Source organism: Actinoplanes octamycinicus, from assembly GCF_014205225.1.
GTDB classification, from domain to species: Bacteria; Actinomycetota; Actinomycetes; order Mycobacteriales; family Micromonosporaceae; genus Actinoplanes; species Actinoplanes octamycinicus.
Map to the genome: position 1 here is coordinate 3,430,810 of NZ_JACHNB010000001.1, position 22,533 is coordinate 3,453,342.

Below are 22,533 nucleotides of genomic sequence, written 5' to 3' on the forward strand. Positions count from 1 at the left end.
CGGTGTGACATTGTCATCCGTTGACGTGCAACTTGCACAACTCATAGTGTCGGAGCCGTGACGCCGAGTGGACTCTTGTGTAAAACGGGGGTGTCCTGGGCGCACGGGGAAACGCACAAACAGAAGCGGAGTCGAGGAGCGCTCGATGACTGTCGCGATCGGGATCAACGGCCTAGGGCGGATCGGTCGCAGCTTGACCCGAATCGTCGCGGCGGCCCCGAACCCGGGTGTCTCGATTGCCGCGGTGAACGACATCGCGCCCACCGAGAAACTGGCGTACGGGCTGCGCCGGGACAGTGTCCGGGGAGCTTTCCCGGGCACGGTGACCGCCCGCGGTGACCACCTGGTGGTGAACGACCACGCCATCCGGGCCTACCACCACGAGCGGCCGGAACGCATCCCGTGGGCCGACCAGGGGGTGGACGTGGTGATCGAGGCGACCGGCCGGTTCCGGGCCGGCACCACGGCGCGCACCCACATCACCCACGGCGGCGCCCGCAAGGTGGTGATCAGCGCGTCGGCCGACGACCCGGACGCCTTCCTGGTCTACGGCGCCAACCACCTCAGCTACAACCCGGCCGTGCACGACGTGGTCTCCCCGGCCTCCTGCGGGGTGAACGCGCTCACCGTGATGGCGAAGGTGCTGCTCGACCGGTTCGGCCTGCACTCGGTGAACACCTCGGTGATGCTGGCCACCCAGGGCTGGCAGCGGGTGCAGGACTCGCTGATCGGCACCTCGCGGGACGATCCGCGGCTGGGCCGGGCCACCGGGGAGAGCATCATCCCGCACAACCACGTGGTCGGCGACCTGGTCCGGGTGGCGCTGCCGGAGATCGGCGAGATGCGCTACAGCTACTACTGCGTGCCCACCCCGGTCGGCTCGCTCGCCGAGCTCTCCGGGCAGACCGACCGGCCGGTGACGGTCGAGGAGGTGAACCGGGCGATGGCCGAGGCGGCCGCCGGCCCGCTGCGCGGCATTCTGGCGTACGACCCGGACCCGACCGTCTCGATCGACGTCAAGAACAATCCGGCGTCCTGCCTCTTCGACCCGTCCGGCACCCAGGCCACCGCGGACGGCGGGGTGAAGGTGCGCGGCTGGTTCGACAACGAGTGGGGCTTCTCGAACCGGCTGCTCGACCTCGCCCGGCTGATCGGGGAGCGGTTACCCGTCCCGTCCACGCAGGTGAGTTGGAGCGTCGCCTAGGTTGGTTCGCGTGATCACCCTTGCTGACGTGGAAGCCGCCGCCCGGCGGATCGACGGCCGGGTCCGGCGCACCCCGCTGGTCGAGGTCGAGCCGGACCGGTTCTTCAAGCTGGAGTACCTGCAGCACACCGGCACCTTCAAGACCCGCGGCATGATGAACAAGATCCTCAGCAGCGAGGTCCCGGAGGCCGGGATCGTCGCCGCCTCCGGGGGCAACGCCGGGCTGGCGGCGGCCTACGCGGCGCGCGAGCTGGGCGTGCCCGCCGAGGTGTTCGTGCCGGTCACCGCGCCCGCGGTGAAGGTGGCGAAACTCGGGAAGCTGGGTGCCCGGGTGGTGCAGGTCGGCAACGAGTACGCCGAGGCGTACGCGGCCGCCCGGGAGCGGACCGGCGCGCTGTTCTGCCACGCCTACGACGACCCGGCGATGGTCGCCGGAAACGGCACGCTAGGTCTTGAGATCTCCGGGAGATCGGACACGGTGCTCGTGGCGGTCGGCGGCGGTGGCCTCATCGCCGGGGTGATCGCCGCCCTGCGCGACACGGCCAAGGTCGTCGCCGTCGAGTCGGCGAACGCGCAGGCCCTGCACGCCGCGCTGCAGAACGGCGCGCCGGTCGACGTCCCGGTGTCCGGGGTGGCCGCCGACTCCCTCGGCGCCCGCCGGGTCGGCGACCTCGCCTTCGAGCTGGCCACCGACGCCGGGATCGAGTCCCTGCTGGTCGAGGACGACGCGATCGTCGACGCCCGGCGACGGCTCTGGGACGACTACCGGATCGTCGTCGAGCACGGCACCGCCGCCGCGTACGCCGCCCTCACCTCCGGCGTCTACCGCCCGGCCCCCGGCGAGCGGGTCATCACCCTGCTCTGCGGGGCGAACACGAACCCGGCCGATCTGGGCTGATTCGTCCCCGAACAGTGGCAGGCTCGTGGGGTGGCCGAGGAGACCGAGATCCAGTCGGGGCGTCAGTTCCGCCGCTTCGCCCTCGCCGTCTGTGTGATCGGCGTACTGGTCCAGCTCGGGCTGACCGCCTACTACCTGGGCATGGGTCACAAGGCCGCCCCGCACCACCTGCCGGTCGGCCTGGTCGCCGGCGCCGAGCAGCGCGCCGAGGTGCTCGGCATGCTGGAGGAGGGCGGCCGCTTCCGGGTCACCGACTACGCCGACGCCCCGGCGCTCGTCACCGCGATCAAACGCCGTGCGGTGTACGGCGGGGTCGACCTCTCCGGCGACGCCCCGCACCTCTACGTGGCCGGCGCCGCCGGGCCGGCCGCCGCCTCGCTGCTCCGCAGCACCTACACCTCGGTCCTGCAGCAGCGGACCGCGGCGCAGGTGACCCAGCTGGCCCGGTCCACCGACCAGGTCGGCATCGTGGTCGTCCAGTCGCTGACCACCCCGCCGCGGGTGACCGACGTGGTGCCGCTGCCGGCCGACGACGTGAACGGGGTGTCGCTCGGCTTCCTCACCCAGGCGCTGTCGCTCGGTGGAACGGTCGCCTCGATGGGCCTGGGGCGGCTGATCCCGCGGACCCGGCGCAGCTGGCGTCGCGGCGTCGCGCACCTCTCCACGCTGATCGTCTACGCGATCGGCTCGGGCGCCGCGGTGCTCTGGTCGATGAGCTGGTTCGGCATCGGCAGCGACGCGAACCACGGGGAGATGCTCGGCATCTTCTCGCTGATCTCGCTCGCCGTGACCGGGTCGACGGCCGGCGCGGTGGCCCTGATCGGCCCGGCCGGCGCCGCGGTCGGCGCGTTCTACTTCATGATCGGCACGGTCATCTCCGGCGCCAGCATCCTGCCCGAGTTCCTGCCCGCCTTCGGGCAGCGGCTCGGCGAGAACCTGCCGACCGGCGCCGGCGTGCAGGCCGTCCGGCAGGACCTCTACTTCCCGGAGGCGCCGATCGCGGGGCACCTGTGGGTGCTCGCCGCCTACGCGATCGTCGGCTGCCTGCTCGTCCTGGTCACCAACGTGCTGCCGAACCGGAAGGACAGCACGTCCGAGCTCGATCTCGACCTGACCGTCCGGCTGGAAGGCGTTCCGGCTGAGGTAATTTCCCGGAGCGACTCAGATTTCCACGGCCACGCCGAACCAGTAGAACGTGGGAATCGAGGGAGTGAACTCGCGCATCGCCGACATCCAGAGCCGGATCCTGGCGCTGCAGACTCAGCAGGCGACCACGTCGACCGCGACCCGGACCGCGGGGTCCGCTAGCGCCAGCAGCAGCACCTTCGCCAGCCACCTGCAGGGCGCCCTCGCCGCCCAGGGGACGCCGGCGGCGGACAAGGCGTACAAACTCAACGGCAAGGGCATCCCGGAGGACCTCGCCGCCTACGGGAACGGCAAGATCCCGGCGGACGCGCTGGAGCAGGTCGGCGGCACCCGGCACAAGCTCTGGGCCCCGGCCGCCGAGAAGCTCACCCAGCTGATCGCCGACGCCAAGGCCGACGGCGTCAAGATCGGCATCACCGACTCGTACCGCCCCTACACCGAGCAGGTCGACCTGGCCCGGCGCAAGGGGCTCTACTCGCAGGGCGGGCTGGCGGCCAAGCCCGGCACCAGCGAGCACGGCTGGGGCATGGCCACCGACCTGGACCTCAACGCGGACGCCCTGGCCTGGATGCGCAAGAACGGCGGCCGCTACGGCTTCGTCGAGAACGTCCGCCGGGAGAGCTGGCACTGGGCCTTCCGCCCCAACTCACTCTGACCACCGAAGGACCACACCGGGGGGAGATGCGGGACCGCGGCGATGCGTCGCGGTCCCGCGCCGCTTCTCCGACACCACATGCCTTCGGTACGACCGCAGCCCCCGGGCCGGCGCAGACTCGCGGCGGGGCGCGGCGGTCGTACCGAAAAATCCGGTCCTGAATCAGACGCGGCAGAGGATCTCGCCGTGCGGGATGGTGAAGAAGCCGTCCGGCGACTCCGCCCAGGCGCGCCAGCCGGCGGAGAGGCGCTCCAGGTCGGCCCGCGTCGCCGCGCCGGTCTGCAGCGCGGTGGTGGCCATGTCCGACTTCAGGATCCGGTCCGCCCACATGCCGCCCCACCACTGCCGGTCGGCGTCGTCGGCGAAGCCCCAGACGCTCGCGGTGGCGGTCACGTCGGTGAAGCCGGCGGCGCGCGCCCAGGACAGCATCCGGCGGCCGGCGTCCGGCTCGCCGCCGTTGCCGCGGGCCACCCGCTGGTAGAGGGCCAGCCACTCGTCCAGCTCCGGCACCAGCGGGAACCAGGTGAAGCCGGCGTAGTCGCTGTCCCGGGCGGCGACCACGCCGCCGGGCCGGGTGACCCGGCGCATCTCGCGCAGCGCGGCGACCGGGTCGGTCACGTGCTGCAGCACCTGGTGGGCGTGCACCACGTCGAACGTGTCGTCGGGGAAGTCGAGGGCGTGCACGTCGCCGACCGCGAAGTCGACGTTGGTCAGGCCGCGCCGCTCGATCTCGGCCCGGGCCACGTCCAGCGCGGCGTCCTTCTGCTCCAGCGCGGTGACCCGGGTGACGCGGGCCGCCAGGTCGGCGGTGATGGTGCCGGGGCCGCATCCGACGTCCAGCAGCGTGAATCCGGAGGAAAGATGCGGCAGCAGGTATGCCGCCGAATTCTCTGCGGTGCGCCAGCGGTGTGAGCGCAAGACCGACTCGTGGTGCCCGTGGGTGTACGTCGCCATGCCCTCGAAGCTAGCCCTCCTGTCCTCGAATGTGGGACAGTCATCCCACATATTGAACAAGGCGATTTCTTGGTACGCAGTTCAGGCCGTATTTTGGTCGGCATGAGGATCGGCATCGTCGGCGCGACGGGACAGGTCGGTGGCGTCATGCGCCGCATCCTGGCCGAGCGCGCCTTCCCGGTTAGTGAGCTCCGGCTCTTCGCTTCCGCGCGTTCCGCGGGCCGCACCCTGCCGTGGGGAAGCGGCGAGGTGACCGTCGAGGACGCGGCCACCGCCGACTACCGCGGTCTGGACATCGTGCTCTTCTCGGCCGGCAAGGGCGGCTCGAAGGACTACGCGCCGCGCGTCGCCGAGGCCGGCGCCGTGGTCGTCGACAACTCGTCGGCCTGGCGGATGGACCCGGACGTCCCGCTGGTCGTCGCCGAGGTGAACCCGGACGCCGCCAAGGTGCGGCCGCGGGGCATCATCGCCAACCCGAACTGCACCACGATGGCCGCGATGCCGGTGCTCCGGCCGCTGCACGACGAGGCCGGCCTGGTCTCCTTCATCGCCACCACGTACCAGGCGGTCGGCGGCGCCGGGCTGGCCGGCGCGGCCGAGCTCGACGAGCAGGTCAAGAAGGTCGCCGACCGGGCCCTCGAGCTGGTCCACGACGGTTCCGCCGTGGAGTTCCCGGAGTCCAAGGTCTTCCCGCAGCCGATCGCGTTCAACGTGATCCCGCAGGCCGGGTCGTTCGTCGACGACGGCAGCTTCGAGACCGACGAGGAGCAGAAGCTCCGCAACGAGAGCCGGAAGATCCTCGGCCTGCCCGAGCTGCTGGTCTCCGGCACCTGCGTGCGGGTGCCGGTGTTCACCGGGCACTCGATCCAGGTGAACGCGCGATTCGCCCGCCCGCTCGCGATCGAGCGGGCCCGCGAGCTGCTCGGCTCGGCGCCCGGCGTGGAGCTGTCCGACGTGCCGACGCCGCTGCAGGCGGCCGGGCGGGACCCGTCGTACGTCGGCCGGTTCCGGCTGGACCCGACCGCGGAGAACGGCCTGTCCTTCTTCATCTCGAACGACAACCTGCGCAAGGGCGCCGCGCTCAACGCGGTGCAGATCGCCGAGCTGGTCGCCGCCGAGCTGAGCTGATCCGTCGTTCCACCAAGCCGCCCCGGTCGCGTCTCGCGGCCGGGGCGGCTTGGTGTTCCGGGCCCATCGAGGCTTCTGCCGTGTCTCTCCGGCGCATCGAGGCTTCTGCCTGTCTCTCCGGCCCATCGAGGCTTCTGCCGGGCTCGATGAGGTCTCTGTGGTGTGAATGCGAGAGGGAACCCGCGCGAATTGACCGGGTGGTTCGTTCCGATGAGGTATGACGGTCAATCCTCTCGGCTCCACAATGGAAATCTTGGGCATTTTGCCCGAATCGGTAGCGCATGGTCGTTTTTAGTTGCACAGTGATGGAATGAACGACAGTGGGCTCGGCGCGGCGGGCTACTTCTGGTGCCTCCGACACCACCGGGTCGAGACCGGCGACGACGTGTGTCCCGCCCAATTCCGGCTCGGCCCGTTCGCCACGGCTGACGAGGCGACGCGAGCCCTCGAAACGGTCGAGAAGCGCAATGCCGAGTGGGATGCCGAGGACGCCCGCTGGACCGGAGAGAGCAGCTAGACCGTCACCTCGCTCCATGTCCGACATCCCTGGCGCAGACGTGCCCGCAGTCATTCGCAAGGAGGAACACCTCGATGCCCGCTGCCAAAAAGGCTCCGACCAGATCCGCCGCCTCCGGCGCCGATGCCAAACCAGTTTCCGGTACGACGAAACGCGCTGCCGCCGTGAGTGAGCCGGCGAGCGCGACCGTGCGGGGTGGGGGAGCGCGGGCTGTGGGCGGTGCGGCGGGATCGCGGGGGACCGCCGGGGGCGGGAACGGGACGACCGGGAGCGCGGCCGGCGTGGCCGCGGCCGGGGGTAAGCGGGCGCCTGCGCCTCGGGCCGGGGCTCGGGGGACGACGGGTACGCCGAAGACGGCAGTGGCGGGACGGGCCGCCGCGAAGGTGGGGAGTGGAGTCGCGGTGGCGGCCAAGTCGAAGGTTGCGGCGGGTGTGACGGCTCGGGTTGCCGGCAAGCCTGAGGTCAAGGCGGGATCGGTTCGGGGGAAGGCGGCGGGGGGCAAGCCGGTCGCGGTGAAGACTGTGGCGCCCAAGGCGGCGGCTAAGTCCACGGCGTCCAAGACTGCGGCGTCCAAGACTGCGGTGACGAAGACTGCGGCTAAGACTGCGGTGACGAAGACTGCGGCTAAGAGCGCTGCGCCTAAGGCGGCGTTGGTCAAAGCTGCGGGCAAAGCGGGCGTGACCAAGGTGGGGGCTGCGAAGGTGGCGGTGACCCCGAAGGTGGCGGCTTCGAAAGTCACGGCGGCTGCGTCCCGGAAGACTGCGGTGGTCAAGGCTGCTCCGGTCAAGACCGCGGCGGTCAAGGGGGCCAAGGTCGCTCCGGCCAAGAGTGCGGTGACCAAGGTGGCTGCTGGCAAGGCGGCGCCGGCGAAGAGCGTTGTGGCGAAGACCGCTGGGGCCAAGGCCGGTGCGAAGGTGACGGCGGCCAAGGTGCCGGTGGCTCGGGCGGGGAACGGGTCCGCCACGGTCAAGGCTGCGCCCGGGAAGAAGGCGGCGGTGGTGCCGGCGGCTCGGAAGGCGACTTCTGTGCCGGCCAAGCCGGCTGGTGCCTCCGGTAAGGCTGGAGCTTCCGGAAAGGCCGCGGCCAAGCCGGCTGCGGTGGGGAAGGCCGGGACGGTCAAGGCGGTTGCGGCGGCCAAGGGCGGGGCCAAGGGTGGCTCGGCCAAGGCGGTGACCGGGCGGGTGACCGGGGCGGCGCCGGGTGCCAAGGCGGCTGGGCGGGTGACGGCGGGTAAGCCGGTGGCGGCCAAGACCTCGGGTGGGAAAGCCAAGGCGGATGCTGCGGCCGTGAAGGTGCCGGCCGCACGTTCGGGAGTGGCCAAGGCTTCGGCAACTAAGGCTGGAGCTGCGAAGGGCAGCACGTCGGTGGGGTCCGCGGGCAAGGCGAGCGTGGGCAAGGCCGGCACCGCGAAAGCGGTCATGGGCAAGGCGAGCACGGTCAAGGCGAGCACGGTCAAGGCGGGTGCGGCCAAGGCGAGCCCGGCGAAGGCGACCGTGGCGAAGGCGACCGTGGCGAAGGCGACCGTGGGCAAGGTGAGCTCGGCGAAGGCGGGCGCTGGTAAGGCGGTCGTTGGCAAGACGGGTGCGGTGAAGGTGGGCGCGGCCAAGGCGGCGGCTACCAAGGTGGCCGGGGTCAAGGCGGGGACGGCTAGGGCGGCTGCGGGTAAGGCGGCCGCTGCGGGCAAGGCTGCCGCGGGTAAGGCGAGTGCCGCCAAGGCCAGTGCCGCCAAGACCGGTGCTGCCAAGACGAGTGTTGCCAAGACGAGTGCTGCCAAGGGCGCCGGTGCTGGGGCGAAGAGTGGATCGGGGCGGGGCGCCGGGCAGGTGCGGGTGCCGGTGGCGCGCGCTGCGGGCGTACCGAAAACTGTGGTGTCGCAGCGGAAAGCCGTGGGCGCGGCAGCGGCCCGGAGTGGGCGGCGCGTCGCGGCGGCCAGCAGCAACGTTCCGAACAAGATGCAGGTGACGGTGTCGGCGGATGCCGACGACAAGGACGGGAACCGGGAGGCCTCGGCGGCCTGGCCGGAGTCGGCTTCGGCCGGGGCGCGGCCGCAGGAGAGCGAGTCCGGGGTGTCGCCCAGCGAGCTGACCGACCGGCCGTTCCTCGGCGGATGGTTCGCGCCGCCCCGGGACGCGGCCAGCCCCGAACGGGAATCGGACCAGTGGGGTGCCGACCGGCCCGACCTGGAGGCGCTCGAGGCTCCCGAGGAGGAGACCGCCGAGGCGCCCGGGTCGGACCTGGCGTCGGCGCGGATGGCGGCGTTCGCGAAGAGCGCCCGGGCGCGCGGGCAGCTGTTCCTCTCGCCGGAGGAACCGGCCGTCGAGGTCGAGGACGACGGGACGGTCCGGAGCACGCCGGTGCGGAAGCGGACGTCGACCGCGGCGGCCTCCGGGCCGGGGGCGGCTTCCGGGCCGGGGGCGGCCGAGACGGCGGCCACCCGGGCGGCGCAGGCGGAGATGGCGGCCAGCCGGGCGGCGCAGGCGGGGACCGCGGCGGTGGGACGGTTCGGGCCGGAACATCCGGAACCTCCGGCTACGCAGGTCGCGGTCGGTGCCGGGACGGTGCCGGGTTCAGGGACCGGGGCGGTGCCGGGTTCGGGGGCCGGGCGGATCGCGGCTGTTCCGGCGGCTGCCGTGGCTGGCGGTGGACGCGACGTGGCGGGGGACATCGGGGGTGCGTCGGTCGAGCCGGGAGCCGCGGAAGAGGCGGCGGCCAGTTCCGAGCCGGCGCCGTCCCGGATGACGCGGCGGCAGGCGGCGGCTCAGCGGGCGGCTGCCCGGGCCGCCGAACGGACCGGGCGGGCGGGCGGCCGGGCGCCGGTCTCGCCCGCGCCCGCGATGGTCGCCTCCGAGGACGACGGCGACGAGTGGGACGCCAAGCCGGCGGCGGACGTCGAGGACGAATCGGCGGGGGGTGCGCCGGCTTCCCGAGGTAAGGCTTCGCGGGGGACGGTGCGGGCTGCTCGCGGGGCGGCGGCCAAGGCGGCTGAGGCTGCGGAGGCGGCCGCGCTGGCGGCGGAACTGGCCGACGAAGCGGTGATGTCCGCTGTGGCGGAGCAGGGTGGTGAGGACGCTTCTCGTGGGGCTGGTTCCGGGGGCGGTGGGTCCCGTGGGGCGGGTTCCGGTGGCGGTGCCTCCCGCGCAACCTCTTCCCGCGGAGCTTCTTCCCGTGCAGCTTCTGCTCGCGGGGGTGCTTCTGGTGGGGCTGCCTCTCGCGGGACTGCTTCCGGTGGCGCTGCTTCTTCTGGGGCGAAGGGTGGGAAGGCGCCGGTCAAAGCGGTCGGGGCCAAGGTGGCAGCTGGTAAGGCTCGGCCGGTGAAAGCGGTCGGATCCCAGGCGGCCGGGGCCAAGAAAGCGGCGCCGGTCAAGACTGTGGCCGGCAAGGCGGCGGCTTCGGCGGCTCGGGCGGCGGTGGCGGCTGAGGAGGCGGCTTCCGTCGCGGGTGGGTCGGCCCGGCGTGGTAGCGGGGGTTCCAAGGCGGCGGGTGCGCGGAAGGCTGCTGGGGTGAAGGCGGCTGGTGGCCGGGCTTCAGGTGCCAAGGCTGTGGCGGGTAAGGCGGCGGCCAGGGCGACTGGGGCGGCTTCTGGGACGGCGGCCAAGGCGACGGCGACCAAGGCGACGGCGACCAAGGCGACGGCGACCAAGGCGACGGCGACCAAGGCGACGGCGAGCAAGGCCACGGCGAGCAAGGCCACGGCTGGTGGCGCAGTGGCGAAGCAGAGCGCTGCAAAGGCGACGGCTGCGAAGGCTGCGGGCGCGAAGGCGACGGGCACGAAGGCGACGGCTGCGAAGGCGACCGCCGCGAAGGCGACGGGCACGAAGGCTACGGCCGCGAAGGCGACCGCCGCGAAGGCTACGGGCACGAAGGCTGCGGGCACGAAGGCGACGGCTGCGAAGGCGACGGCTGCGAAGGCGACGGGCGCGAAGGCGACGGCTGCGAAGGCGACGGGCGCGAAGGCTACGGCCGCGAAGGCGACGGGCACGAAGGCTACGGCCACGAAGGCGACCGCCGCGAAGGCGACGGGCGCGAAAGCTACGGGCACGAAGGCGACCGCCGCGAAGGCGACGGGCGCGAAAGCTACGGGCACGAAGGCTACGGGCGCGAAGGCTACGGGCACGAAGGCGACGGCTGCGAAGGCTACGACCGCGAAGGCGACGGGCACGAAGGCGACCGCCGCGAAGGCTACGGGCGCGAAGGCTGCGGGCACGAAGGCTGCGGGCACGAAGGCTACGGCCGCGAAGGCTACGGGCACGAAGGCGACTGCTGCGAAGGCTGCGGGCGCGAAGGCTGCGGGCGCGAAGGCTGCGGGCACGAAGGCTACGGCCGCGAAGGCTACGGGCACGAAGGCGACTGCTGCGAAGGCTGCGGGCACGAAGGCTACGGCCGCGAAGGCTACGGGCACGAAGGCGACTGCTGCGAAGGCTGCGGGCACGAAGGCTACGGCCGCGAAGGCTACGGGCACGAAGGCGACTGCTGCGAAGGCTGCGGGCACGAAGGCTACGGCCGCGAAGGCTGCGGGCACGAAGGCGACTGCTGCGAAGGCTGGTGCTGGAAGGGCGACGGCCACTAAGGCTGCCGGGACCAAGAAGGCGACAGGTGCGCCGGCGAAAGCGACTGGAGCCAAGGCCGCTGCCACGCGGTTGACCGGCTCGAAGGCGACCGGGACCAAGGCTACGGCTGCCAAGGCGGGTGGAGCCAAAGCGACGGCGGCCAAGGCCACCGGCACCAAGGCCGCGGGTGGGAAGGCGACCGGCGCTAAAGCCGCGGGCGCCGGGGTGACCGGGGCGAAGGTGACGGGCACTAAGGCTGCGGCGAAGGCTGCCGGGGCGAAGACGACTGCCGTGAAGGCCACGGCCGCGAAGGCGGCCGGGTCGAAGGCGGCCGGGACCAAGGCAGCCGGGACCAAGGCGGGCGGGGCCAAGGGCGGCGCGGCGAAGGTGGCTGGGCGGGCTGGTTCGGCCAAGGCGGCTGCGGCGGCGGAGGCACGGCTGGCCAAGGCGGCTGCGGCGGAGGCGGCGGCTACCGAGGTTGCGGTGGCGAAGGCGGCGAAGGCGATGGCCACCGCCAACGCGGCGGCTGCCTCGGCGGCGGCGGCCAGGAGCGCGGCGGCGAAGGTGGCCAAGACCGCGGCCAGCACGCGGGCGGCGGCCACCAAGGCGGCCAAGAGCACCAAGGCGGCGGCGGCCAAGGCCGCGAAGACCGCCGCGGCGATCGAGGTGGGACCGGCCCGGAAGGCGCCGGCGAAGAAGGCCGCCAACAAGTCGGCGGCCACCACCGCCGGCCGGCCCACCGGCAACGCGGCCAAGGCCACCAAGGTCACCCGCACCTCGGGTACGAACAGTGGCGCCGGGGGTGGCAGCGCCCGCGGCTCGCGGAACGCGGCCACCGCGGCGACTCCGTCCCGAGCCCGCGCGGTGCGCGCGCCGGCCGGTGCTTCCCGCCGTACCCGATAGCAAGCAGCAGCAGCCCAGCGGACCGTGCCCTTCCGGCACGGTCCGCTCTGCGTTTCCGATGGAAACGGCCCCGCCGGAGGTGTGCTGCGGCGGGCCGCTGGGTGTTCCGGGTGGGAACGCGGACGGGCATGGGTGCGGGTTGGACGGACCGCTGGGTGTTCTTGCCGGCAGTGGTGGGCGGGGTGTGGTGCGGGCTGGTGGTCCGGTGTCTGTTGCGGACGGGATGGCGCGCTTCAGGTGTGTGTCGCGGGCTGTGTGTTTCCGGTGGGGTCGGCGCGGCGGGGGTGTGGTTCGGGGCGGGCTGGTAGGAATGGGCGGTGCCGATCAAACGGGTGTGGGCGCCGCAGATTGACTTCTCCGTGTTGCGGCGGGAGCTGGGGTTGCCGGGGGAGTTCCCGGCGGCCGTGATCGCCGAGGCGGAACGGGCGGCCGCCGAGACGCCGGGCGGGGTGGACCGGACGGACGTGCCGTTCGTGACCATCGACCCGGCCGGGTCGCAGGACCTGGACCAGGCGATGCACCTGAGCCGGCGGGACGGTGGCGGCTACCGGGTGCGGTACGCGATCGCGGACGTGGCCTCGTTCGTCCGGCCGGGCGGGGCGATCGAGGCGGAGAGCTGGGTGCGCGGGCAGACGATGTATCTGCCGGACGGGCGGATCCCGCTGCACCCGCCGGTGCTCAGCGAGGGCGCGGTCAGCCTGTTCGCGGACGTGGACCGGGCGGCGGTGGTGTGGACCATCGACCTGGACGCCGACGGGGCGACCACCGCGACCCACCTGGAACGGGCCCGGGTACGCAGCCGGGCCAAGCTGGACTACCCGGGCGTGCAGCGGGAGCTGGACGGCGGGAATCCGTCCGAGCCGGTGGCGCTGCTCGCCGAGATCGGGACCCTGCTGGCCCGGCGGGCGGCCGACCGGGGCGCGGTCAACCTGCCGCTGCCGGCGCAGGAGGTGGAGCGGGACGGCGGCGGCTGGCGGCTGGTGCTGCGGGCACCGCTGCCGGTGGAGGAGCACAACGCGCAGATCTCGCTGCTCACCGGGATGGCCGCGGCGCGGATCATGCTGGACGGCGGGGTCGGCATGCTGCGCACCATGCCGGGGCCGAAACCGGAGGCGGTCGACGGGCTGCGGGCCGCGGCGGCGTCGCTCGGGGTGGACTGGCCGGCCGGGGCGAGCGTCGGGGCGGTGGTCTCCTCGGTCGATCCGGGCAGCCCGCGCGGCGCGGCGTTCCTCGATCAGGCCGCGGAGTTGTTGCGGGGTGCGGCGTACTCCGCGTTCGGCGGGACGGCCGGCCCGGTGCCGGAGGACGCCGGCCACGGTGGGGTGGGCGCGCCGTACGCGCATGTCACCGCGCCGCTGCGCCGGCTGGCCGACCGGTATGTCACGGAGACCTGCCTGGCCCTGTACGAGAACCGGCCGGTCCCGCCGTGGGTGCTCGACGCCCTGCCGCGCCTGCCGAAGCAGATGAGCGCCACCGACCGGCTCGCCTCGGCCGCCGACCGGGGTGCGATCGACCTGGCCGAGGCGGTGCTGCTGCAGGGCCGGGTGGGGGAGTGCTTCGACGCCGCGGTGCTGGACCGGGAGGAGGCGTCCGGGAAGCGACCGGCCGGCGGGATGGTGGCGCTCGACGACCCGGCGGTGCGGGCCCGCTGCCTCGGCGACCTGCCGCTGGGCGAGCGGATCCAGGCCCGCCTGAGGGCGGCCGACCCGGCGACCCGGACGGTCCGCTTCGAACGCGCCTGACCCGGACGGTCCGCTTCGAACGCGCCTGACCCGACCGGCCCGCCCACCCAGGGGGCCACCGCCGCCCTCAGTGTGGCGGAGGATCGGAGGCCGTGCCAGGCGGCTTGTGGACAACGTGCTGGTGTGGATGACGGGGGCCGGGAGGCCTGTGGACAGGGCTCCCGGCCGTACCGAAAATCGGGCTTTAGAAGGTGTGCTCCGCGGCCGGGAACTCGCCGTTGCGCACCTCGTCGGCGAACTGCCGGGTGGCCTCGGTGAGCGCGCCGGCCAGGTCGGCGTAACGCTTGACGAAGCGGGGCGCCTTGCCGGTGCGCAGGCCGGCCATGTCCTGCCAGACCAGGACCTGGGCGTCGGTGTCCGGGCCGGCGCCGATGCCGACCGTGGGGATCGGCAGCTCCTTGGTGATCTGCTTGGCCACCTCGCCCGGCACCATCTCCAGGACCACGGCGAAGGCGCCCGCGTCGACGACCGCGCGGGCGTCCGAGATCACCTCGGCGCCCTCGTTCTCCCGGCCCTGGACGCGGTAGCCGCCGATCACGTGCTCGCGCTGCGGGGTGAACCCGATGTGCGCCATCACCGGGATGCCGGCGCTGGTGATCGCCTCGATCTGCGGCGCCATCTTCCGGCCGCCCTCCAGCTTGACCGCGTGGCAGCCGCCCTCCTTCATGAACCGGACGGCGGTGCGCAGCGCCTGGGTGGGGCCCTCCTCGTAGCTGCCGAACGGCAGGTCGCCCACGATCAGCGCGGTCTTGGTGGCCCGGACCACCGCGCGGACCAGCGGCAGCAGCTCGTCGACGGTGACCGGGACGGTGGTCTCGTAGCCGAAGACGTTGTTGGCGGCGGAGTCGCCGACCAGCAGGACCGGTACGCCGGACTGGTCGAAGATCGACGCGGTGTACTGGTCGTAGGACGTGAGCATCGGCCAGCGGTCGCCGCGGACCTTGGCGTTGAGCAGGTCGCGGGTGCGGACCCGGCGGACAGCGGGGCCGCCGTACAGGGTCGGGATTTCCGACATGGTGGTACTCCTCCCTCGAGGCCGCGCGGATGCGGTCCCCGGGTCCGCCCATAGTCGCACCGGGGACCGCGCTTTCATACCCCTTCGCGGAACCTGTTGGTGATGGGCAGGCGGCGGTCCCGGCCGAACGCCTTGCCCGAGATCTTGGTGCCGGGCGCGGACTGGCGGCGCTTGTACTCCGCCAGGTCGACCATCCGCAGCACCCGGTCGACCAGGGCCGGATCGTTGCCGGCCGCGATCAGCTCGGCGCGGCCGAGGTCGTGGTCCACATACCCCTTGATGATCGGGTCAAGCACCTCGTAGTCCGGCAGCGAGTCCGAGTCCTTCTGGTCCGGGCGCAGCTCGGCGCTCGGTGGCTTGCTGATCGAGTTCTCCGGGATGGGCGGGTCGCCCTGCGTGTTCCGCCAGCGGGCGAGCTGCCAGACCATGGTTTTCGGCACGTCCTTGAGCGGGTTGTAGCCGCCGACCGAGTCGCCGTAGAGGGTGGAGTAGCCGACCGCCAGCTCGCTCTTGTTGCCGGTGGTGAGCACCAGGTGCCCGTCCTGGTTGGAGAGCGCCATCAGGATCACCCCGCGGACCCGGGCCTGCAGGTTCTCCACGGCCAGGCCGGACAGCGACATGTTCGCCAGGAAGGCGTCGACCATCGGCTGGATCGGCTCCACGCGGTAGCTCAGACCGGTGCGTTTGGCCAGGTCGGCGGCGTCGTCCTTGGAGTGCTCGGAGGAGTAGCCGCTGGACAGCGAGACGCCGGTGACCCGCTCCGGGCCGAGGGCGTCGACGGCGATCGCGGCGACCACGGCGGAGTCGATGCCGCCGGAGAGGCCGAGCACCACGGACCGGAAGCCGTTCTTGTTGACGTAGTCGCGCAGGCCCATCACCAGGGCGGTCCAGACCTCCGCCTCGTCGGCGATGCGATCGGCGACCCCGCCGCTCCGGTGATCGGACAAAGCGTGCAAATCGCCGGTGAGTGAGACGCGATTTATCGCCATGTCATCGGAGATTTCCGTTTCGACCTGCGGCTTCGCCGCGTCGGTCGAGCCCTCCGCGTTCGGCGCCGCGTCGGCACCGGGCAGATCCAGATCGTGGACGAGCAACTCCTCGGTGAACTGCCCGGCTCGAGCCAGCAGCGAACCGTCGGGACCCACCACCATCGAATCCCCGTCGAAGACCAGCTCGTCCTGCCCGCCGATCATGTTCACGTACGCCACGGTGGCGCCCGCCTCCGCGGCCCGGCGCTGCACCAGCGGCAGCCGCACGTCGTCCTTGTTCAGCTCGTAGGGCGAGGCGTTGATGGTGACGACCAGCCCCACCCCGGCCCGCCGCGCCGCGGTGAACGGCCCGCCGGCCTGCCAGATGTCCTCGCACACGGTCAGCGCGACGTCCACGCCGCCGAACCGGACCACGGTCAGCGCGTCGCCTGGCTCGAAGTAGCGGTCCTCGTCGAAGACCCCGTAGTTCGGCAGGTGGTGCTTGAAGTAGGTGGCCACCACCTCACCCCGGTGGAGCAGCGCGGAGGCGTCCCGGCGGCCGCTGCCCGGGGACGCGTCGGAGCTGATCGCGGCCGGGCCGTCGGCGTCCACGTAACCCACCACCACGGCCAGCTCGCCCAGGCCGTCGGCGGCCAGGTCGGCGGCGAGCGCGCGGAGCGCCCGCTGGGAGGCGGCGACGAACGAGTTGCGGAAGACCAGGTCCTCGATCGGATAACCGGTCAGCATCATCTCGGGGAAGGCGACCAGGTGGGCGCCGGCGTCCGAGGCGGCCCTCGACCAGCGGCGCACCGCGGCCGCGTTACCGGCGATGTCGCCGACCGTCGAGTTCACCTGGGCGAGGGCGATGCGCAGCGTGGGCATGGACGTCATTCTCCCCCCGGGACGGGGCTTCGGATCCGGACCCGGGCCCACGTCACAGCGCCGGGCCAGCGTACTCTCGGCTCGACGGATCGACACCGGGGCAAGGGGTGGAAGTGGACCGACAGCAGGAGTTCGTGCTTCGCACGCTCGAGGAGCGCGACATCCGTTTCGTCCGTCTCTGGTTCACCGACGTGCTCGGCACGCTGAAGAGCGTGTCGGTGGCCCCGGCCGAGCTCGAGTCGGCCTTCGAGGAGGGCATCGGCATCGACGGCTCGGCGATCGAGGGCTTCGCCCGGGTCTTCGAGTCGGACATGGTCGCCATGCCGGACCCGACCACCTTCCAGGTCTTCCCGTTCGAGGGCGGCGGCAGCGGCGAGAGCGCCCGGATGTTCTGCGACATCCTGCTCCCCGACGGCAGCCCGGCCTGGGCCGACCCGCGTCACGTGCTGCGCCGCGCGCTGGCCCGGGCCGCGGAGAAGGGCTTCACCTTCTACACCCACCCCGAGGTCGAGTTCTTCCTGGTCCAGGACGGGGACAACGACGGCTCGGTGCCGATCCCGGTGGACACCGGCGGCTACTTCGACCACACCACCCACGCGGTGGCCCGAGACTTCCGCCGCCAGGCCGTGCTGGCCCTGGAGCGGATCGGCATCTCGGTCGAGTTCAGCCACCACGAGGTCGCCCCCGGCCAGCAGGAGATCGACCTGCGGTACGCGGACGCGCTGACCACCGCGGACAACATCATGACGTTCCGGCACGTGGTCAAGGAGGTGGCGCTCTCCCAGGGGGTCAAGGCCACCTTCATGCCGAAGCCGTACACCGACCAGCCCGGCTCCGGCATGCACACCCACCTGTCGCTGTTCGAGGGCGAGCGCAACGCGTTCTACGACAGCGAGGACCCGCAGAAGCTGTCCAAGACGGCGCGGGCGTTCATCGCCGGCCTGCTGGTGCACGCCCGGGAGTACACCGCGGTGACGAACCAGTGGGTGAACTCCTACAAGCGGCTCTTCCCGCTGCAGCTGCCGGACCGGATCACCGAGTCGCCGGCCTTCGTCAGCTGGGGCCACCTGAACCGGTCCGCCCTGGTCCGGGTGCCCGCCTTCGGCAAGCCGAACTCGGCCCGGGTGGAGGTGCGCTCGATCGACTCGGCGGCCAACCCCTACCTGGCCTTCGCGGTCATGCTGGGCGCCGGCCTCAAGGGCATCGAGGAGGGCTACGAGCTGCCCCCCGGCGCCGAGGACGACGTCTGGTCGCTGTCCCCGGCCGAGCGCAAGGCCGCCGGCTACGAGGCGCTCCCGGAGAACCTGTCCGAGGCGATCGAGGTGATGGCCGGCTCCGAGCTGATCGCCGAGGTGCTCGGCGAGCACGTCTTCGACTTCTTCCTGCGCAACAAGCGGGCCGAGTGGGAGCAGTTCCGCCGCGAGGTCACCCCCTACGAGCGCCAGCGCTACCTGGGCGCCCTCTGATCGACACCGGCGTCAGGCGGCGGCCCGTGCGGCCCGTCGCCTGACCGGGACAGCTGTCCACAGCGCCGCGTCACGAAGTTTTGTCACACGGGGTACGGTCTCCTTCGACGTCATGCGACAAGGGAGAGGCCGTGCTGCAAGAGTTGTTGGAGGGTGCCGGGCGGAGCATCGCCTTCGGTGCGATCGGGATCGGTCTGATGGCCCTCGGTTTTGTGCTGATCGACATGCTCACGCCGGGCAAGCTGCGCGACCTGATCTGGACCGAGCGCAACCCGAACGCGTCGCTGCTGCTGGCCGCCAACCAGCTCGGCATCGCGCTGATCGTGTTCACCTCGATCTGGACCACCTACGACTCGTTCGGCCAGGGCGTCGCGTCGACCGCGCTGTTCGGCGTGCTCGGCATCGTGATCATGGGGCTCGCCTTCCTGGTCCTGGACTGGATGACCCCGGGCAAGCTCGGCGAGGTCATCTGCACCGCCGACTACCACGGTGGCGCGCTGGTCAGCGCGGCCTCGCACTTCGGCGCCGCGCTCATCGTCTGCGCCTGCATCGCCTGATCACCACCGGACAGACCCCCACCCTTTTCGGTACGCCCGGAGCCCCGCCGCGCCCACACTCCCGTGGCATCCCCACGCGAGGCCGCCCGGGGCCCGGACCGCAGCGCGCCCCCAGACCCGGGCTGTGCCTCAGGGGTGTCTCAGCACGGCTGAGACACCCCTGAGGCACAGCCGGGGCCGTGAGCCGCGAGGCCGCCTGAAGCACGGACCGCGCCGCGGCTTCTCCCGTTGGCTGGGTGTCAGGGGTGTCTCCAGGGACTGGAGACACCCCTGACACCCAGCCGGGGGTCCGGGCGCGCTGCGGTCCGGACCAGGGCGGACCTCGCGTGGGGACGACGGCGGGTGCTTCGGGCGTACCGGAAAGGGGTCTCAGGCTCCCCGGCCGAAGTCACCGATGGCTTCGGCGAGGCTGGAGCGGCGGATCCGGCGGACGTCCTCGAGGATCGCGCCGCCGGCCATCACGACCGCGACCGCGGCCAGCTGGGCCACCGCGAGCGCGTGCCCGAGCGGCGCGGTCGCCAGGCACAGGGCCGCGACGCCGACCCGGAAGGCGGCGCCCGGCAGCCGGAGCAGCCGCAGGAAGGCGGCGTGCCCGAGCAGGTAGATCGCGACGCCGCCGCCGAGCGTCAGTGCCTCGCCCCAGTGCAGGCCCTCGAACGCGTGCCCCACGGTCTTCTTGATCCCGACCGCGGTGACCACGACGCCGAGCAGGATCGGGATGTGCGCGTAGCCCCAGGCGTTCAGCGCCAGCCGGGCCCGCCGGCCCGGATCGCCGGCCTCGGCCAGCACGTGCTCGGAGCGTCGGTCGCCGTCGGCGAAGTAGGCCCACCAGAGGTAGTAGGCGACGCAGAGGCCGAGCACCGCGGCCAGGATCACGCCGCCGGACAGGTCGGAGCCGACCCCGACGCCGATCGCGATGATCGACTCACCGATCGCGATGATGGTGACCAGGCTGTGCCGCTCCACGAAGTGCGCGGCCGAGATGTGGTGCAGCTCCATCGGGTGCAGGTAACCGGCCGAGATCTGCACCAGCGGGGCGGCCAGCCAGCACAGGTGCCGCCACGGCTCGGGCAGCAGGCCGCCGGTCAGCACCAGCAGCGCGGCCAGCAGGTTCATCGGGCCGAGCGTCCGCATCACCCGCACCGCCGCCGGGCCGGCCTGCAGGAACATCACCGAGTGGCTGAGGTTCACCACCACGTAGGCGACGCCGAAGATCCAGCCGTACTTCCCGAACGCCTGCGGGATGGCCAGCGCCATCACCAGGAAGCCGGCCATCCCGACCAGCAGCAGGGTGCGCCGGGTGGTGGTGGTCGGGGCGACCGCGTTGGTGAGCCAGGCGTAACCCGAGTACATCCACCAGACCACGACCAGGATCAGCACCACGTCCAGCAGGCCCGCGGGGGTCAGGTGGTGCGCGAGCGAGTCGGCGAGCTGGGTCACCGTGAAGACGAAGACCAGATCGAAGAAGAGTTCCAGCGTGGACACCCGGACACCGGGCGACTCCTGCGTCATGCCGGAGAGATTGTCATACCCCCGCTCTACGGTGCGAGGTGTGAACCGTACCGATCGGCTCTACGCCCTCGTCGAGGAGTTGCGGGCGGTCGCGCCCCGGCCGCGCAGCGCCCGCTGGCTGGCCGACCGCTTCGAGGTGAGCACCCGCACGGTGGAGCGGGACATCGCCGCGTTGCAGCAGTCCGGCACCCCGGTCTACGCCGAGCCGGGGCGCACCGGTGGTTACTGCCTGGACCGCGCGCACACCCTGCCCCCGGTCAACCTGACGCCGGAGGAGGCGGTGGCGATGGTGCTGGCCCTGCGCCGGCTCGACGGGACGCCGTTCCGGCAGTCCGCGGCGAGCGCGCTGCGCAAGCTGGTGGCCGCGATGCGGGCCGACGACGCGGCCGCCGCGCAGGCCCTGGCCGACCGGATCCACCTGGTCGGCCAGGCGGCGCCGGCCACGATGCCCACCGCGCTGCCGGTCGGCCAGGTGGTCCGGATCGGTTATCAGGACCGGTCCGGCGCGGTGACCAGGCGCGACATCGAGCCGCTGGGCTATGTGGCGGTCCGCGACAGTTGGTATCTGATCGCCTGGTGCCGGTTGCGCGACTCGGCGCGGATCTTCCGGGTCGACCGGATCAGCGGGGTGACTCCGATGCGGGAGCTGGCGCCCCCGCGCGTCCTTTCCGACGCCGACCTGGACATTCCGCCCCAGAAGCGAGAGCGCCTCACCCTCTTTGCCAAGATCTCTCAATGACTTCCGAGGATCTGCGCCTGGAGCCGGTCACCGCCGGCAACTGGCGGGACTGCGCCGCGCTCACCGTCCACGAGGACCAGAAGCGGTTCGTCGCCGACGTGACCTATTACCTCTGCATGTGCCACTACGGCGACACCTGGCACCCGCTCGCCGCGGTGCGCGGCGACGAGGTGGTCGGCTTCGCCATCTGGGGTGTCGACGACGACGGCAGCCGGTGGATCGGCGGCCTGGTCGTCGACGCGAAGCACCAGCGCCAGGGCGTCGGCCGGGAGCTGGTCCGGCAGCTGCGGGAGCGGCTGATCGCCGAGCCCGGCACGCCGAACGTCGCGCTCAGCTACCAGCCGGAGAACACCGCGGCCCGCTCGCTCTACCTGGCGCTGGGCTTCGTCGAGACCGGCGAGACCGAGGGCGACGAGGTCGTCGCCCGCTGGGTCGGCTGAGCCGGCCGGCGTTTCACCTGGCCGGTGGGGTGAAGACGCCGAAGAGGTTGCCCAGCGGGTCGCTGAGCCGGGCGTAGACCAGCCCGCTCGCTTCCCGCTGCGGCCCGACCAGGACCTTCGCGCCGTGCGCCTCGGCCTGCCGGCACGCCTCCGCGGTGTCGGCCACCACGATCAGGAAGATCGCCTGGTCCGGGGCCTTGCCGCCGGTGCCGTAGAACCCGCCGAACGGCGCGCCGCCGTCCGGCCCGGTGATCATCCGGTACGGCTTGCCGTCCAGCCCCACCGAGTTGTCGTCGTCGGCGAACGTCCAGCCGAACACCTCGCCGTAGAACCGCTCGGCCTCCTCCGGACGCTCGGTGCCGACTTCGATCCAGCCGATGTTGTTCATCCTGTCCTCCTTCAAAGGTGTCAGGAGGAACTCTCGCGGGCCGCCCCGACACCGTCCTGTCGGTGTTTGTCGCGCGGTAATTCGTTAGCCTCGTCACGTGAGCACAGCGCTTGTCATCCAGAACGACCCGACCGACGACCTCCGGCGCCTCGGCGACTGGCTGACCGAAGCCGGCCTGGAGCTCACCGTGCTCCGGCCCTACGCCGGCGACGAGCTGCCCGAGGCGCTCGACGGTTACCTGGCGCTGATCGTGCTCGGCGGCGACCAGAGCGCCTACCCGGACCTGGCCGGCGCGCCCGGCGCCCCGTGGTTCCCGGCCCTGGAGGGCCTGCTGCGCAAGGCGGTCCGGCACCGGGTGCCGACGCTCGGCGTCTGCCTCGGCGGGCAGCTGCTCGCCGCCGCGCACGGCGGGCTGGTCGAGCGCAGCCCGTCCGGCCCGGAGATCGGTCCCGGCCTGGTCGGCAAGCGCGACGCGGCGGACACCGACCCGCTGTTCAAGTGGGTGCCGCTGCTGCCCGACGTGATCCAGTGGCACCGTGACGAGATCACCGAGCTGCCGCTGAGCGCCACCCTGCTGGCCGCCTCCAGCCGGTACCCGCACCAGGCCTTCCGGATCGGCGACCGGGCCTGGGGCCTACAGTTCCACATCGAGTGCGACGCCGCGATGATGGCCGACTGGACCCGCCTCGGCGCCGACGACCTGGCCGAGCTGGGCTACGACGCGGAGGCGGTGGTGCTGGCCGTCGCCGAGATCCTGCCGGACGTCGAGGAGGTGTGGCAGCCGTTCGCCGCCCGGTTCGCGGCGCTGGCCCTGGGCACCCTGCCGGACGCCGACATCCCGGCGAAGAACCTGCCGCTGCTGGGGCACTGAG

The 22,533-nt window shown here is 72.4% G+C and carries 18 protein-coding genes; 13 read left to right on the forward strand and 5 right to left on the reverse strand.

Going from position 1 to position 22,533, the window contains the following annotated elements:
- Positions 1-145: 145 nt before the first annotated feature.
- From BJY16_RS15485 to BJY16_RS15500, 4 genes are read left to right on the forward strand one after another with little or no spacing between them, the layout of a single operon-like run.
- Positions 146-1,204, forward strand: coding sequence for a type I glyceraldehyde-3-phosphate dehydrogenase (locus tag BJY16_RS15485; protein ID WP_185040129.1), 1,059 nt, complete (start codon positions 146-148; stop codon positions 1,202-1,204).
- A gap of 10 nt (positions 1,205-1,214) precedes the next feature.
- Positions 1,215-2,102 carry a threonine/serine dehydratase gene (locus BJY16_RS15490; RefSeq protein ID WP_185040130.1) on the forward strand — a complete coding sequence of 296 codons (888 nt, stop codon included), beginning with the start codon at positions 1,215-1,217 and terminating at the stop codon, positions 2,100-2,102.
- Positions 2,103-2,132: 30 nt separating this feature from the next.
- Entirely contained in the window at positions 2,133-3,410 is a 1,278-nt protein-coding gene (locus tag BJY16_RS15495; RefSeq protein WP_185040131.1) for an ABC transporter permease, read from the forward strand.
- Positions 3,313-3,903: a M15 family metallopeptidase gene (locus BJY16_RS15500; protein WP_239176514.1), complete on the forward strand. Its 591-nt coding sequence runs from the start codon at positions 3,313-3,315 to the stop codon at positions 3,901-3,903. The genes BJY16_RS15495 and BJY16_RS15500 overlap by 98 nt, the downstream gene beginning before the upstream one ends.
- A 162-nt stretch (positions 3,904-4,065) precedes the next feature.
- On the opposite strand, the gene BJY16_RS15505 is transcribed toward BJY16_RS15500, so the two are convergent.
- Positions 4,066-4,857: a class I SAM-dependent methyltransferase gene (locus BJY16_RS15505; protein ID WP_185040133.1), complete on the reverse strand. Its 792-nt coding sequence runs from the start codon at positions 4,855-4,857 to the stop codon at positions 4,066-4,068.
- Positions 4,858-4,959: 102 nt separating this feature from the next.
- On the opposite strand from BJY16_RS15505, the gene BJY16_RS15510 reads away from it, so the two are divergent.
- The 4 genes from BJY16_RS15510 to BJY16_RS15525 all read left to right on the forward strand — a co-directional run bounded on the left by BJY16_RS15510 (position 4,960) and on the right by BJY16_RS15525 (position 13,694).
- Positions 4,960-5,985, forward strand: a complete 1,026-nt coding sequence (locus tag BJY16_RS15510) for an aspartate-semialdehyde dehydrogenase (RefSeq protein WP_185040134.1) — start codon at positions 4,960-4,962, stop codon at positions 5,983-5,985.
- Between the two features lie 310 nt (positions 5,986-6,295).
- Positions 6,296-6,502, forward strand: a complete 207-nt coding sequence (locus BJY16_RS15515; protein ID WP_185040135.1) for a hypothetical protein — start codon at positions 6,296-6,298, stop codon at positions 6,500-6,502.
- A gap of 401 nt (positions 6,503-6,903) precedes the next feature.
- Complete coding sequence (locus BJY16_RS15520) at positions 6,904-11,952, forward strand: hypothetical protein (protein WP_185040136.1); 5,049 nt, start codon at positions 6,904-6,906, stop codon at positions 11,950-11,952.
- Between the two features lie 317 nt (positions 11,953-12,269).
- Complete coding sequence (locus BJY16_RS15525) at positions 12,270-13,694, forward strand: RNB domain-containing ribonuclease (RefSeq protein ID WP_185040137.1); 1,425 nt, start codon at positions 12,270-12,272, stop codon at positions 13,692-13,694.
- A gap of 184 nt (positions 13,695-13,878) precedes the next feature.
- Here BJY16_RS15525 and panB read toward each other — a convergent pair whose 3' ends face one another.
- Positions 13,879-14,709: a 3-methyl-2-oxobutanoate hydroxymethyltransferase gene (panB, locus tag BJY16_RS15530; RefSeq protein WP_185040138.1), complete on the reverse strand. Its 831-nt coding sequence runs from the start codon at positions 14,707-14,709 to the stop codon at positions 13,879-13,881.
- 74 nt (positions 14,710-14,783) lie between these two features.
- On the reverse strand, positions 14,784-16,559 hold the full coding sequence (locus BJY16_RS15535) for an NAD+ synthase (RefSeq protein WP_185040139.1): 1,776 nt from the start codon (positions 16,557-16,559) through the stop codon (positions 14,784-14,786).
- 113 nt (positions 16,560-16,672) lie between these two features.
- Between BJY16_RS15535 and glnA the strand changes: the two genes are divergently transcribed.
- Entirely contained in the window at positions 16,673-18,025 is a 1,353-nt protein-coding gene (glnA, locus tag BJY16_RS15540; RefSeq protein ID WP_185040140.1) for a type I glutamate--ammonia ligase, read from the forward strand.
- A 131-nt stretch (positions 18,026-18,156) separates the two neighbouring features.
- Complete coding sequence (locus BJY16_RS15545) at positions 18,157-18,582, forward strand: DUF350 domain-containing protein (RefSeq protein WP_185040141.1); 426 nt, start codon at positions 18,157-18,159, stop codon at positions 18,580-18,582.
- Between the two features lie 369 nt (positions 18,583-18,951).
- Here BJY16_RS15545 and BJY16_RS15550 read toward each other — a convergent pair whose 3' ends face one another.
- On the reverse strand, positions 18,952-20,094 hold the full coding sequence (locus BJY16_RS15550) for a low temperature requirement protein A (protein ID WP_185040142.1): 1,143 nt from the start codon (positions 20,092-20,094) through the stop codon (positions 18,952-18,954).
- A gap of 40 nt (positions 20,095-20,134) precedes the next feature.
- Here BJY16_RS15550 and BJY16_RS15555 point away from each other — a divergent pair, with 40 nt between their 5' ends.
- Both BJY16_RS15555 and BJY16_RS15560 read left to right on the forward strand, forming a co-directional pair.
- Complete coding sequence (locus tag BJY16_RS15555) at positions 20,135-20,833, forward strand: helix-turn-helix transcriptional regulator (protein WP_203758788.1); 699 nt, start codon at positions 20,135-20,137, stop codon at positions 20,831-20,833.
- Positions 20,830-21,273: a GNAT family N-acetyltransferase gene (locus tag BJY16_RS15560; RefSeq protein WP_185040143.1), complete on the forward strand. Its 444-nt coding sequence runs from the start codon at positions 20,830-20,832 to the stop codon at positions 21,271-21,273. The genes BJY16_RS15555 and BJY16_RS15560 overlap by 4 nt, the downstream gene beginning before the upstream one ends.
- A gap of 13 nt (positions 21,274-21,286) precedes the next feature.
- On the opposite strand, the gene BJY16_RS15565 is transcribed toward BJY16_RS15560, so the two are convergent.
- Positions 21,287-21,661, reverse strand: coding sequence for a VOC family protein (locus BJY16_RS15565; protein WP_185040144.1), 375 nt, complete (start codon positions 21,659-21,661; stop codon positions 21,287-21,289).
- A 97-nt stretch (positions 21,662-21,758) separates the two neighbouring features.
- Here BJY16_RS15565 and BJY16_RS15570 point away from each other — a divergent pair, with 97 nt between their 5' ends.
- Positions 21,759-22,532: a type 1 glutamine amidotransferase gene (locus BJY16_RS15570; RefSeq protein WP_185040145.1), complete on the forward strand. Its 774-nt coding sequence runs from the start codon at positions 21,759-21,761 to the stop codon at positions 22,530-22,532.
- The last annotated feature ends 1 nt before the right edge of the window (position 22,533 follow it).

What these genes read in the sequence shown, in the direction of transcription:
- BJY16_RS15485 (WP_185040129.1), top strand. Translation starts at nt 146, where the DNA reads ATGACTGTCGCGATCGGGATCAACGGCCTAGGGCGGATCGGTCGCAGC.
- BJY16_RS15505 (WP_185040133.1), bottom strand. Translation starts at nt 4,857, where the DNA reads ATGGCGACGTACACCCACGGGCACCACGAGTCGGTCTTGCGCTCACAC.
- BJY16_RS15510 (WP_185040134.1), top strand. Translation starts at nt 4,960, where the DNA reads ATGAGGATCGGCATCGTCGGCGCGACGGGACAGGTCGGTGGCGTCATG.
- BJY16_RS15515 (WP_185040135.1), top strand. Translation starts at nt 6,296, where the DNA reads ATGAACGACAGTGGGCTCGGCGCGGCGGGCTACTTCTGGTGCCTCCGA.
- panB (WP_185040138.1), bottom strand. Translation starts at nt 14,709, where the DNA reads ATGTCGGAAATCCCGACCCTGTACGGCGGCCCCGCTGTCCGCCGGGTC.
- BJY16_RS15535 (WP_185040139.1), bottom strand. Translation starts at nt 16,559, where the DNA reads ATGCCCACGCTGCGCATCGCCCTCGCCCAGGTGAACTCGACGGTCGGC.
- BJY16_RS15550 (WP_185040142.1), bottom strand. Translation starts at nt 20,094, where the DNA reads ATGACGCAGGAGTCGCCCGGTGTCCGGGTGTCCACGCTGGAACTCTTC.
- BJY16_RS15560 (WP_185040143.1), top strand. Translation starts at nt 20,830, where the DNA reads ATGACTTCCGAGGATCTGCGCCTGGAGCCGGTCACCGCCGGCAACTGG.
- BJY16_RS15565 (WP_185040144.1), bottom strand. Translation starts at nt 21,661, where the DNA reads ATGAACAACATCGGCTGGATCGAAGTCGGCACCGAGCGTCCGGAGGAG.